The organism is Microbacterium sp. 1.5R, from assembly GCF_007667425.1.
Lineage (GTDB): Bacteria > Actinomycetota > Actinomycetes > Actinomycetales > Microbacteriaceae > Microbacterium.
Genome location: NZ_VDRC01000002.1, coordinates 343,330 through 356,156 on the forward strand (window position 1 = coordinate 343,330; position 12,827 = coordinate 356,156).

The 12,827-nt window shown below is 71.2% G+C and carries 10 protein-coding genes and 1 pseudogene; 5 read left to right on the forward strand and 6 right to left on the reverse strand.

The window, feature by feature from the left end:
• Positions 1-72: 72 nt before the first annotated feature.
• Both FSY98_RS12580 and FSY98_RS12585 read right to left on the reverse strand, forming a co-directional pair.
• Positions 73-1,590 carry a L,D-transpeptidase family protein gene (locus FSY98_RS12580; RefSeq protein WP_260857393.1) on the reverse strand — a complete coding sequence of 506 codons (1,518 nt, stop codon included), beginning with the start codon at positions 1,588-1,590 and terminating at the stop codon, positions 73-75.
• Positions 1,591-1,710: 120 nt separating this feature from the next.
• Positions 1,711-2,115: a RidA family protein gene (locus FSY98_RS12585; protein WP_144877016.1), complete on the reverse strand. Its 405-nt coding sequence runs from the start codon at positions 2,113-2,115 to the stop codon at positions 1,711-1,713.
• Positions 2,116-2,140: 25 nt separating this feature from the next.
• Here FSY98_RS12585 and FSY98_RS12590 point away from each other — a divergent pair, with 25 nt between their 5' ends.
• The 5 genes from FSY98_RS12590 to nagB all read left to right on the forward strand — a co-directional run bounded on the left by FSY98_RS12590 (position 2,141) and on the right by nagB (position 9,658).
• Positions 2,141-3,358 (forward strand): alanine racemase, encoded by a 1,218-nt coding sequence (locus FSY98_RS12590; RefSeq protein ID WP_260857395.1) that lies wholly within the window; start codon positions 2,141-2,143, stop codon positions 3,356-3,358.
• Positions 3,349-6,594, forward strand: coding sequence for a family 20 glycosylhydrolase (locus tag FSY98_RS12595; RefSeq protein WP_260857396.1), 3,246 nt, complete (start codon positions 3,349-3,351; stop codon positions 6,592-6,594). The genes FSY98_RS12590 and FSY98_RS12595 overlap by 10 nt, the downstream gene beginning before the upstream one ends.
• Before the next feature lie 98 nt (positions 6,595-6,692).
• Positions 6,693-7,880, forward strand: coding sequence for an ROK family transcriptional regulator (locus tag FSY98_RS12600; RefSeq protein ID WP_144877018.1), 1,188 nt, complete (start codon positions 6,693-6,695; stop codon positions 7,878-7,880).
• A 40-nt stretch (positions 7,881-7,920) separates the two neighbouring features.
• On the forward strand, positions 7,921-8,886 hold the full coding sequence (locus FSY98_RS12605; protein WP_186307675.1) for an ROK family protein: 966 nt from the start codon (positions 7,921-7,923) through the stop codon (positions 8,884-8,886).
• Positions 8,879-9,658, forward strand: a complete 780-nt coding sequence (nagB, locus tag FSY98_RS12610; RefSeq protein ID WP_144877019.1) for a glucosamine-6-phosphate deaminase — start codon at positions 8,879-8,881, stop codon at positions 9,656-9,658. Before FSY98_RS12605 ends, nagB begins: the two co-directional genes overlap by 8 nt.
• A 51-nt stretch (positions 9,659-9,709) precedes the next feature.
• Here nagB and FSY98_RS12615 read toward each other — a convergent pair whose 3' ends face one another.
• The 4 genes and pseudogenes from FSY98_RS12615 to FSY98_RS12630 all read right to left on the reverse strand — a co-directional run.
• Positions 9,710-10,129 carry an NUDIX domain-containing protein gene (locus tag FSY98_RS12615; protein WP_144877020.1) on the reverse strand — a complete coding sequence of 140 codons (420 nt, stop codon included), beginning with the start codon at positions 10,127-10,129 and terminating at the stop codon, positions 9,710-9,712.
• Positions 10,122-11,501, reverse strand: a complete 1,380-nt coding sequence (locus tag FSY98_RS12620; RefSeq protein ID WP_144877021.1) for an FAD-binding oxidoreductase — start codon at positions 11,499-11,501, stop codon at positions 10,122-10,124. Before FSY98_RS12620 ends, FSY98_RS12615 begins: the two co-directional genes overlap by 8 nt.
• 61 nt (positions 11,502-11,562) lie before the next feature.
• The gene (locus FSY98_RS12625; RefSeq protein ID WP_144877022.1) at positions 11,563-11,934 is read right to left on the reverse strand and encodes a YrdB family protein; all 372 of its coding nucleotides are present in this window, start codon (positions 11,932-11,934) and stop codon (positions 11,563-11,565) included.
• A gap of 79 nt (positions 11,935-12,013) precedes the next feature.
• Positions 12,014-12,827 (reverse strand): annotated as a pseudogene (locus FSY98_RS12630) (hypothetical protein); the annotation flags it as partial.

Genomic DNA, 12,827 nt, shown 5'->3' on the forward strand with positions numbered 1-12,827 from the left:
CGCCATCGGCGGGCCGACCGTGCACGAAGGGCCGGATGCTCAGCATCCGGCCCTTCGTCGTATCCACTCGCCTCAGTTGTGAACCGAGACCTCCATGCCCACGGGGGACCACTCGTACACGAACTTGGCGACATCGATCGGCATGTTCACGCATCCGTGGCTCATGCGGTTGCCGAAGTTGCTGTGCCAATAGGTGCCGTGGAAGCCCTCGTCGCCATTGAAATACGTGACCCACGGGACGTTGGGCGTCTCGGTGATCGAGCCGTCCGGCTCGCGGCTCTTCATCGTCTGCGAGCGCACGTGCGCGTAGACCTTGAAGTTGCCGACGTCGGTCGGCGTCGCAGCTTTGCCGGAAGAGATCTTCCACGACCGCACCACGCCGCCGTTCTCGTACAGTGTCGCGGTCTGCGAGCTGAGGTTCACGTCGATCTTGCGGAGCAGCGTGACGGCGGTGAACGGGGTCTCGGTGACCGAGATCGGGAACACACCCTCGCCGGCCTCGAGCTTGTCGGCGACGTCGGAGGCGAGGTTCGAGGTGTCGCTCAGCGCCCGTCCGTTGACCCCTTCGGCCTCGGTTCGGAGCACCGTGCCTGCCGAGTCGACGATCTGCGTGGCGTTGACCGGTGCGCGGTCGACGGCCGCGGGCAGGGCATCGACGGTCGCCTGGATCGCCGCCTGATCGGTCTCGATGCGAAGGGTGCCCTCGTCGTCGACCACGGTGAACCAGGTCGACGCGGTTGCGGCGTCGATGGGCACGGTGCGCTCTTCGCCGAGGTAGAAGCCGATCGTGCCGAGCATCGTGTTGAGCGAGGTCGCGAAGGTCGTCGCGTCCTCGTCCGTGATCGCCGGCGTCGCCTCGGCGGGTCCGCCGGGGAACTCCAGGCTCTTGTCGCCGGCGGCGATGGCGTCGGCGAACGCCTCGCCCAGCGCGGAGACGTCGACACCTGTTCCCGTGGTGGACGGGGTGATGACATAACCGCCCGTCGCGGCGTCGAAGACCACGCCCGCATCGACCGGGTCGTCGAAGCTGGTCGGCACCGCGTCGCGCAGTGCGGCGTCGGCCGTCGTGGGATCGAGGGCGATCTCGCCGGCGACAGGCTCGCCCATCCATGAACCGAGGTTCCACATCGGATGCTCGGCGAAGGCCTTGTCGGCCAGGGTGCCCGCGTCGACGGAGGCGCCCAGATCAGAGCCGGAGAGCACGACATCGTCGCCCGCGCCGGTGAGCGTGACCTCGGTCTCGGCGACATGGGCGCTGATGACGTCGGCCGCGGCGCCGGGCGTGAGCCAGCCGACGGGGATGCCTGCGACAGTGGTGCCGGGAGCGATGAGGATCATCGAGGCAGCGCCCGCGCCGATCACGACGGCGCCGACCCCGAGGCCGATCCACAATCCGAGGCGCTTCTTCTTGGGAGCTGGTTCGACGGGGGCCCAGGCGAGGGGCTGGTCTCCGCCCTCGGGCGGCATGGAGTCGGACGGCGCGTCGACACCCGACGGAGTGAACGCCACCGTCTCTGTGGAGGACTCTGCGTCTCCCAGCTTCTGCGTCTTCGCATCCTGCGCTGAGTACAGATCGGTCACGAATCTCACCCCCCGGTTCTCGTGTGCCCTATATCACGCTCAATGGTACGGGATCGAAGATAACGAGGGGGCAACGGTCGTGCGGGGCCGATCGGGCCCCGCACGTCGCGACGACGAGTCGGGAGCCGCTCAGTCGACGACGGCGATGCCGTCGATCTCGACGAGCATCTCCTCGCGGGGAAGGCCCGTGAAGACGGTGGTGCGCGACGGCAGCACGCCGCTCGGGGTGTGCGCCTCGACGAACGCGCCGTACGCCTCGTTCATGATGGGGAAGTCCTCGCGCTTCGTGAGGTAGACGCGGAGCATCACGACATCGTCGAAGGTCGCGCCGGAGGCCTCGACGATGGCCTTGACGTTCTCGAGCGTGCGAGTGGTCTGCGCGGCGACATCGCCCGGGTAGAGGTATTCGTTCGTGGCAGCGTCGACCGGCCCCTGGCCCGAGACCTGCACGAACGGGCCCTTGCGCACGCCCTGCGAGAAGGTGTGTGCGGGGGCGGGGGCGGCGTCGGTCGTGATGCGGGTCTTCGAAGTCATGCTGCAAGCCTAGTAGCCTTGTTAGATGCCTCTACAAATTCCGGATCCCGTACTCGGCGCGTGGGCGAAGGGCTTCCCGGCCCGGGCAGGGGGGATGCGCCTCTCCGAGGTCGCCGACGCGGGCCTTCGTCTGTCGGATCTGGTCACGCCCGTGCTCACGGTGCACGACGCGGCACTGACCCATAACGAGACGACGGTGTTCTCCTGGGCGGCCGATCAGGGCGTACGGCTCGCGCCGCATGGCAAGACCACCATGGCGCCCGCGCTGTGGCAGCGCCTGCTCGACGCCGGCGCCTGGGGCATCTCGGTCGCGACGCCGTGGCAGGCCGAGGTGGCCGTGCAGGCCGATGTGGCGACCGTGCTCATCGCGAACGCCGTCACGGACGCAGCGGCCGCGCGCCGGCTCGGTGACCTCCTCGCCGAGAACGCCGACCTCCGGATCCTGTGCTGGGCGGACTCCGAGCGCACGGTCGAGATCCTCGCCGGTGCCCTCGACGGGGCTGAGCGCCCGCTCGACGTCCTCGTCGAGCTCGGGGGAGCAGGCGGCCGCACGGGTGCCCGCACGATCGAGGAGGGCGAGCGGATCGCGCATGCGATCGACACGGCATCCGGTCTCCGCCTCGCCGGTGTCACCGGCTACGAGGGGCCCTTCGGTCCTGATCGCAGCGACGCCTCGGTCGCCGCCGTCGACGCCTACCTCGGCACTCTCGTCGAGCTGCACTCGCGGCTGACCTACCCGCGGGGGCTGCGTCCCGTGCTGAGCGCCGGCGGCAGCTCGTTCCCCGATCGCGCAGCGGCCGTGCTCTCACCCCACGCCGACGGAGCCGACGTCGTGCTGCGCTCGGGCGCGTTCCAGATCCACGACGACGGGTTCTACTCGCGCATGTCGCCGTTCGGTGCGCTGACGGGCACCGCGTCCCTGCGGTCGGCCATGCACGCCTGGTCCCGGGTCGTGTCCCAGCCGGAGCCCGGCCTCGCGCTGCTCGACGCCGGCCGTCGCGACGTGCCGTTCGACATCGATCTGCCCGTCCCGCAGTCGGTCGCCGGCTCGATCACGGCATTGAACGATCAGCACGCCTTCCTGAGCCTCGACGCCGACGCGACGGTCGCGCAGGGCGACGTGGTGCGGCTGGGACTCTCGCACCCATGCACCGCGTTCGACAAGTGGAAGGTCGTCGCCGTGATCGACGACCCCGACGCCGACGACCCCCGCGTGATCGGAGCGGTGGCGACGTGCTTCTGAGCAGTGAGAAGCCGGTGCGGGTCTACCGAGGCGCCACGGTCGTCGACGGAACGGGTGCCGCGCGATACGTCGCGGACGTGCACGTCGAAGGCGCCAGAGTCGTCGCGGTCGTGCGCGACGGCGGCCAGGCGCCCGACCTTCCCGACACCGCCGTCGAGGTCGACGCCGCCGGGCTCGTGCTCGCACCGGGGTTCATCGACATGCACGCGCACAGCGAGCTCGCCGTGCTCGAGGGCGCCGCGCACGCCGCCAAGGTCAGCCAGGGCGTGACCACCGAGGTCGTCGGGCAGGACGGCCTCGGATACGCTCCGCTCGACGATGCGACGGCCGCCGTCATCCCTGCGCAGATCGCCGGCTGGAACGGCGCGCCGGCGTCGGTGCCATGGCGGACCATGGGCGACCTGCTCGCGGCGTTCGACGACGCCGCCGTCGCGAACGTGGCCGTGCTCGTTCCGCAGGGGAACCTGCGCATGATGGTCGTCGGCCATGAGAACCGCCGTGCCACCGATACCGAGATCGCGGCGATGGGCGAGCTGCTGGGCGCCGCGATGGACGCAGGGGCCTTCGGCATGTCGAGCGGTCTCACCTACACGCCGGGCATGTATGCCGACACGGCCGAGCTGAAGGCGCTCTGCCGAGTGGTCGCCGAGCGAGGCGGCTACTGGTCGCCGCACACGCGCAGCTACGGCGGCGCGGCGCTGGACGCGTACCGCGAAGCCCTCGACATCGGGCGCCGGACGGGATGCCCCATCCACCTGACGCACGCCACCATGAACTTCCTCCCGAACCGCGGGCGGGCTGCCGAACTGCTGGCTCTCGTCGACGAGGCTCTCGCCGACGGCGTCGACGTCACGCTCGACACGTACCCGTACCTTCCCGGCGCGACGACGCTGGCGGCGCTGCTCCCGAGCAGGCTCTCGGAGAGCGGAGACCTGCTCGGAACGATCGCGGCGCTGGACGCCGCAGGCCGGGAGACGGTGCGGGTCGAGCTCGAGGAGATCGGCTGCGACGGCTTCCACGGAGAGCGCGCCGATTGGGACGCCATCCAGATCGCCGGCACGGGCCGGGCCGCGCTCGCCGAGCTGGTCGGCCGCACGATCACCGAGATCGCTGCGCTCGATGGGCGGCGCGCTGTCGACGTGGTGCTCGACACGATCATCGAGGATGCCGGTGCCACGAGCATCCTCATGCACATCGGCGACGAGGGCAACGTCCGCGAGATCATGCGGCACCCTCGCCATACGGGTGGCAGCGACGGCATCCTGATCGGGGCACGTCCGCATCCGCGCGGTCGCGGCACTTTCCCGCGCTACCTCGGGCACTACGTGCGCGAGCTCGGCGTCCTCTCGCTCGAGGAAGCCGTCAGGCACCTCTCCGGCACACCGGCCGCGCGGCTCGGTCTGGACCGGGGCGATGCCCCTCGCGGGGTGGTCCGCGAGGGGTCCACCGCCGATCTCGTGCTCTTCGACCCGGAGACGATCGCCGCCGGCGCGACCTTCGACGACCCGCACGCGGCACCCGTCGGCGTCGTGGAGGTGCTGGTCGCGGGAGACCCCGTCGTGCAGCACGGTCGGGTCACCGGCAGCACCCCCGGCCGCGCGCTGCGGATGCCCCCGCCGGCCCACCGCGCCAGCGTCCCGCACGCGCAGTCGCGGATCGATCCGTCGGCCGCCCCTTTCGTGTGGACGGCGGAGACCCGGATCGTCGCAGCGGAAGAGCTCGCCGCGAGCGCGCGGCGTCTCGGAGGCGAGCGCGTCGCCGAGGACTCCGGCGCGGCCATCACCCTGCGCATCGACGCCGCGCTGGCAGACGCCCCGTTCGCACACGGCCGCGTCGGCGCCGAGGCGTTCCGGATCGTGGTCGCCGCGGACGGCGTCACCGTGACCGGCGCATCGGCTGTCGGCGTCTTCCGCGGCACGACTGCTCTGGGGCAGCTGCGTGAACCGGGCGCCGAGCGGTCGCGCATCCCCGCGGGGGAGTGGACCGGCGCCCCGGCGTACGCCTGGCGCGGGGCGATGCTCGACGTGGCGCGGCACTTCCGGCCCGTCGACGACGTCCGTCGACTCGTCGACCTGCTGGCGGACCACCACCTGAACATCCTGCATCTGCATCTCACCGACGACCAGGGCTGGCGGTTCGAGGTGCCCGGCTATCCGCGGCTCACCGCGGTCGGAGCCAGGCGCGAGGCGACGCAGCAAGGGCACGGTCCGCTCGCGACCGTCGAGCCCGGCGTGCACGAGGGGCACTACACGGATGCCGAGCTGCGCGACCTCGTCGCCTACGCCGCCGCCCGGTACGTCACGCTCGTGCCCGAGGTGGAACTGCCCGGGCACATCCAGGCAGGACTCGCGGCGTACCCCGAGCTCGGCAACGTCGACGTCGGCGACCCGATCACGGCGCCATGGGAGCGGTTCGGAGTGAATCCTCGCACCCTCGCGCCGACGGAGGAGTCGCTCGCCTTCGGGCGGGCCGCCATCGACGCACTGTGCGACCTCTTCGACTCGCCGTGGATCGGGATAGGCGGGGACGAGGTGCCGGTGACGGAATGGGAGCGGAGCCCTGCGGCGCAGGAGCGGATGCGGCAGCTCGGCCTCGCATCGGCCCATGACGTGCAGCCGTGGTTCACGGCGCACTTCGTCGCCCACGTCCGTGCACGGGGGCGGATGGCCCTCGCGTGGGACGAGGTGCTCGAGGGCGACGTCCCGGAGGGGGTGGCGATCCTCGCCTGGCGGGGGCCGGTCGCGATGCGGGAGGCGCTGCGCCGCGGCATCCCGGTGCTCGCCTGCCCGGACCTGAGCGTGTACCTTGATTATCCGCAATCCGACTCGGCGGAGGAGCCTATCCGCGTCGGGCCGCCGCTGCCTGTCGAGCGCGTGTACGGGCTGCGCGTGGAGGAGGGGGCCTCCGGCGGTCAGGCGAATGTCTGGACAGAGCATCTTCCGACGCGCGACCGCGTGGACTTCGCGATGTTCCCGCGGCTGTCGGCGGTCGCGGAGCGGCTGTGGGACGGAGGAGAGCCTGCACCGTACGCGGACTTCGCGACGCGGCTTCCGGTGCACCTGCGCCGCCTGGCCGAGAAGGGCGTGCGGTATCGTCCTCTCGACGGCCCGACGCCTGCCCAGCGCCGCCCCGGGATCGCCGGGAAGCCGCTCACCCGGGAGGCGCGGGAGGGCATCGTGCAGGGCCTCGTCGCCCGGCTCGTCGAGCGGGCGGGGGAGGCGGACTCGGACGGCTGACTCGCGACCGTCATCGTAATGTAACTTTTCGGTAACCCTCGCAGACGCGATGCGCGGCGGGGTTGCACAATTTTTGTTCGTAAGGTCTACTAACAAACATGTCCGTATCGGATGAAACGCGCCCGTCGACGACGTCGGACTACGTCGGCACGAGCGCTCACGCCTTCGGCCCTGCGCGGCATCTGCGCTCGCGCGCCAAGGTGCTGCCCGAGCACGCCCGCGGCCACAACCGCGCGCTCGTGCTGCAGACGCTCTACCACTCCGGCGCCATGAGTCGCGCCGACCTGTCACGGGAGACCGGCCTCACCCGCGTCACCATCTCAGACCTCGTCGCGGAGTTCATCGCCGACGGCATCGTGATCGAGATGGGCGTCCGTGAGACCGTGGGCCCCGGCAAGCCGCCGATCCTCATCGACATCGATCGGATGGGGCATCAGATCATCGGCATCGATCTCTCAGCGCCGAGCGCCTTCACCGGTGCGCTGCTGAGCCTCGACGGAGACGTGATCGGACGTCGGGAGGTTCCGCGGCCCGAGACCCCCGACGGCGACGCCGCCTACAGCGCACTGCTCGAACTCGCCCGTGAGCTGGTCGCGGACGCGACCCAGCCGATTCTCGGGGTGGGCATCGGCACGCCCGGAGTGGTCCGCCCGGACGGGATGGTGCTCAGCTCGCCCAACCTCGGCTGGTCCGACCTCCCTCTCGAGGCGAAGCTGGGAGTCGACCTCGACCTGCCCGTGCTCGTGCGGAACGACGCGAACGCCGCCGTGCTCGCGGAGTACACCTTCGGTGAGGCCGAGGCCGACTTCATGCTCATCAAGATCGGCCGCGGCGTCGGCGCCGGAGTGATCACCGGAAGTCAGCCGCTGCTCGGCAGCAGGTTCGCGGCAGGCGAGATCGGGCACGTCGTCGTCGGCACCGACGGCGGTCCGCGCTGTGCATGCGGCAAGGACGGCTGCCTCGAAGCGTGGCTCAGCGAGAGCCGGCTCCGCGCAGCCATCGATGCGGCGCCGGAGTCCCGCGACGACATCCTCCGCGACGCGGGAACCCGCATGGCCATCGCCATCGCTCCCATCGTGGCCGCCCTCGATCTCTCCGAGGTCGTGCTGTCGGGGCAGGGCGACCTGCTCGACGGCGTCCTGGTCGACGCGGCGATGAAGACGCTGCACGCTCGCACGCTCGAGGGAGTGTTCGAGGACGTGGTGATCCGCCGCACGATGCAGTCAGACATCGTGCTGCGCGGGGCAGCCGTCATGGTGCTCTCCGGTCAGCTGGGCGTCTCGTGAGCGGCGCCCTCGACTCGGCTCAGAGCAGGAGCATCATCCGATGACGGATGCCATCGTCGTCGACCTCACCGGTCGACGCATCCGCGTGGGCCTGGACGTCGGCGGGACGAAGATCGATGCGGTCGCCGTGGCGCCCTCGGGCGAGATCCTCGCACGGCATCGTCGTCAGACGGGCTGGGGAGACGACGCTGTCGTCGACAGCGTCTCGTCGGCGGTGATCGACCTCTCGGCTGAGGCCGGTCTCAGCCTCGGCGACATCGACTCGGTCGGAATCGGCATCCCCGGACTGGTGGACGCCGTCTCCGGGCGCGTGCTGCACGCGGTGAACCTCGGCGTCGAGTCGCTCGACCTCGCCGACCGCGTCGCGGTCCGGCTCGGGGCGACCGTGCGGGTCGAGAACGATGTGAAGGCGGCGGCCCTCGGCGCGGCGTCGCTGCGCGCCATCGACGGATCGATGGCGTACCTGAACCTCGGCACCGGTGTGGCCGCCGGCATCGTCGTCGACGGCGCCATCTGGCGCGGCGCCCGCGGCACCGCGGGAGAGGTGGGCCACCTCTCGGTCGACCCGTCCGGCCGGCTGTGCGGCTGCGGGCAGCGCGGCTGCATCGAGACGTTCTGCGGCGGCGGAGCCCTGGCGAAGGCGTGGGGGCGACCCGGGACGCACCCCGTGCGCGACATCCTCGACGCGGCCGACGACGGCGACGCCCTCGCCGTCGCGCTGCGCGCCGACCTCTTCCACGGCGCAGCCGCCGCCGTGCGCGCCCTCGTGCTCTCGGCCGATGTGGAGCGCGTCATCATCGGCGGTGGCCTCACGGCTCTCGGCGCCCGTCTGGACGCCGGGGTGCGAGACGCGCTGCGCACCGGCGCAGAGGCGTCCGCCTTCATGCGTTCACTGCACCTCGACGAGCGGATCGAACTGCTGCCGCTGGGCTCACCAGCCGCGGCGGTCGGAGCCGCACTCGTCGGAGCCACCACACCCCTCAAGGAGATCGTCACCCATGGCTGAAGTCGTCATCGTCGAGAACGCCGCCGCTGCAGGCGCCCTGGTGGCTGCCGAGATCGTCGAGCTCATCGACGCGCGTCCGGATGCCGTGCTCGGCCTCGCCACGGGCTCGACGCCGCTTCCCGTCTACCAGGCGCTGCGCTCGCAACTCGTCGGTCGTGACGTGTCGAAGGTCCGCGGATTCGCGCTCGACGAGTACGTCGGTCTCGACCCCGCGCACCCCGAGAGCTACCGATCGGTCATCACCAGGGAGGTCGTCGAGCCGCTCGGACTCGACCCGCAGCGCATCCACGTCCCGAACGGCGCCCAGGCGACGATCCAGCATGCGGGCGACGACTACGAGGCGGCGATCGATGCCGCAGGCGGCGTGGACCTGCAGATCCTCGGCATCGGCACCGACGGACACATCGGCTTCAACGAGCCAGGGTCGTCGTTCGCCTCGCGCACCAGGGTGAAGACCCTCACCGCGCAGACCCGAGAGGACAACGCGCGCTTCTTCGACTCGATCGACGACGTGCCGATGCACTGCATCACGCAGGGCCTCGGCACCATTCTGCGGGCGCGTCACCTCGTGCTGCTCGCGTTCGGCGAGGGCAAGGCGCAGGCCGTGGCGGATGCCGTCGAGGGGCCGCTGTCGGCCATCCTGCCCGGCTCGGCGATCCAGCTGCACCCGCACGCCACCGTGGTGGTCGACGAGGCCGCAGCATCACGCCTCAAGCTCGCGGACTACTACCGCTACACCTTCGCCAACAAGCCGGCCTGGCAGGGCATCTGACGTACGGAACCGACGTGACCCGCCGCACGGGCCACCCGGGGGTGCGGCGGGCTACCCGGCGGTGTGGCGGGCCGCGGCATCCCACGCCAGCGGCAGGAGGTGCTCGACGCTGAGCGGCGCGAGCGGCAGCGTCTCCGCATCCTCCTGAGTGATCCAGCGCAGTTCGGCGAGTTCGGCCTGCACCCGCACGTCGGCCTCGGCGATGTCGACGGCGAAAGCGTCGGCGACGACCCGATGACCCGGCTCGTTGGCCGCAGCCGACACGAAGCGGCCCAGTGGCTCGAGGTCGGCGTCGTCGAGGTGCAGGCCGAGCTCTTCGTGCAGTTCGCGGATGAGTGTCTGCGCCGCGGTCTCACCGGCTTCCGGCTTCCCACCCGGCTGCATGAACCGGGTCGTGCCGTGCTTGCGCACGACGAGCACACGACCGGCGGGGTCGACGATCACAGCGGCGCTGACGTGGATGTCAGGCATCGCGGGAGAACACCTTGCCCGGGTTGAGGATGCCCAGGGGATCGAACACGCGCGCGATCTGACGTTGCAGTTGCCACTGGTCGTCGCCGAGTTCGTCGGCCAGCCAGCGGCTCTTCAGCGTGCCGATGCCGTGCTCTCCTGTCAACGTGCCCCCGAGGGAGATCGCGGCGCGGAACAGCTCGTCGGCCGCCGCCCAGATGTGCGCGGGCGTCTCCGTTCCCTCGAAGATGAAGTTCGGGTGCAGGTTGCCGTCGCCCGCGTGCGCGACCGTGGGAATCGTGATGTCGTAGGACCGTTCGATACGGGCGATCTCGTCGAACATCGCGGGCATGGCGCTGCGCGGCACCGAGACGTCTTCGATGAGGGTCGTGCCGAGCGAGGCCATCGCGGCGTGCATGGAGCGGCGGATCCGCAGCAGCCGCTCGCCCTCGTCGCGGTCGGAGGACACCTGCGCGATGCCGTCGTTCGCCGCGACGATCTCGGCGATGACGGCGGCTTCGGCGGCCGCGGCGGGCCCGTCGGTTTGAATGGTCAGCTGGGCGCTGCCCGCGGCAGGGGAGGGCAGGTCGAGCAGCGCCGCCACCGCGGCGAGGCTCGCGGCATCCATGAGTTCCATGATCGCGGGCTGCACGCCGGATGCCGTCACAGCCGCGGAGGCCGCTGCGGCGCGGCGCACGTCGGGGAAGACCGCCGCGATGGTGCACGTCTCGCCGGCGACGAGTCGGCGCAGCTTCAGGGTCGCGCCGACCACCACGCCGAGCGTGCCCTCCGAGCCGATCACGAGGGAGGTCAGGTCGAGACCCGTCACGCCCTTCACGCTCCGGTGTCCGAGGTGCAGCAGACGCCCGTCGGCGAGTACGAGGTCGACGCCGAGAACCGCATCCCGCACCACGCCGTACTTCGCGCACAGCAGCCCGCCCGCCCCGGTGGCGATGTTCCCGCCCACGGTCGAGATCGCGCGGCTGGCCGGGTCCGGCGCCCACCAGAGGCCGTGCTCGGCGAGCGCATCGTTGAGATCAGCGTTGAGGATGCCGGGTTCGACGACCGCGAGCAGATCGTCGACCCTCACCTCGCGGATCGCGGTCATGCGACGGGTGGACAGGACGATCTCGCCGTCGCCCGCGTTCGCCGCGCCGGCGAGTCCGGTGCCCGCGCCGCGGACGACGACCGGTGTGCGCGTCTCGGTGGCGACGCGCATGACGGTCTGCACATGCTCGACGGTCTCGGCGTGCACCACCGCGAGCGGACGGCCAGGTGCGGCGTGCCCCGAGCTGTCGGCGCGAGCGCGTTCCAGTGACGCCGCGTCGGTGTCGACGAGTCCTCCGAGTGCCTCGACGAGACGATCGAGCGCAGCGGGAGCGGGCGTCGTCATCGTCCCAAGCTCTTCATGGCCGGGCGGCGCAGGAGGGCACGCTCGACGTGGTCGTGCGATGTCATGCGATCCGCTGTCGGCCGCTGACGACCCCGGCCCCGACGGCGACGACGGCGAAGGCGAGACCGATCACGGGCTGATCCATCAGCCACCATGCGATGGTGACGCCGACGTAGATGAGGAGCTCGACCGCGGCTCGCAGGAACGGATGAAGACGGAGCACAGGCCGCGGGGAGAGGAAGAGCGCCCAGACCAGGATGACGACGACCGGCGCTCCGATGCCGAGCACGATGTTCCACGGCAGCGGCCAGGTCGCGAAGCCCCACAGCGCGAGCGTGGCGACGGAGATCACCAGGACGATCGATCGGATGACGTCGAGTGCGGTGATGGTGGGGCGGTTCACGCCGGGTACGGCGGAGGAATCCTCGGGCATGCGACCAGTCTAATTCGCCGCGATCCGGCGGGTCGGCCCAGTCGGCGGCCTCGGAGCGGGGAGTGGAGGGCCGGTCCGCTCAGGGGACGAGGGCGGCGTCGGCCGGTACCGACTCGTCGACGAGGAGCTGCTCGACCGGCTGATCGGCCTCTGCGGGCGCTGAGGGCTGGTCCGCCGGGGCGGGCTCGCTGTCTGCGGGCTGCTCGGCGGGGCCGGGCTCGCTGTCGGGGGCCTGCTCGCTGTCTGCGGGCTGCTCGGCGGGCGCTGCGGGCTCGGACGTCGCGGGCTGCCCGGCGGGGCCGGGCTCGCTGTCGGGCGCCTGCTCGCTGTCTGCCGGCTGATCGACGGGCGTCGACGGCTCGGACGTCGCGGGCTGCTCGCCGTCGACAGGTGCTTTCGCACCGATGTCGCCGGGCGCCTCCCCTTCGGCCGGTACCTCTTCGGTGGGTACCTCTTCGGCTGGTACTCCGCAGGCGGGTGCGAATGCGACGGTGTCCAGAGTCACGCCGAGACCCGCGAGGGTCGTGGTGGTCGGCAGCACGGGGCCGTCCAGCGTGACGTAGTGGACCTGGACGGTGGTTCCCATCAGGATCTGGACCAGGCTCGGTCGCAGACTGATCGTGCCCGTTCCTGCGGCACTGAGCGACGTGCCGTCGGCACCGCCGGTGCGTCCGCCGAGCAGGGCTTCCACGTCGGTTCCGCCAGTGCCGAGCACGCCGACCGTCACGCGCGTGACGAGGTCGTCGTCGAGGCAGATCGTGGCGGCGCCGAACGCCAACGGAGTCGTGGGCGTGCCGGGCTGTTCGGTGCCGGGTTCGTCGGTGTCGGGCTGTTCGGTGCCGGGCTGTTCGGTGCCGGGTTCGTCGGTGCCGGGCTGTTCGGTGCCGGGCTCG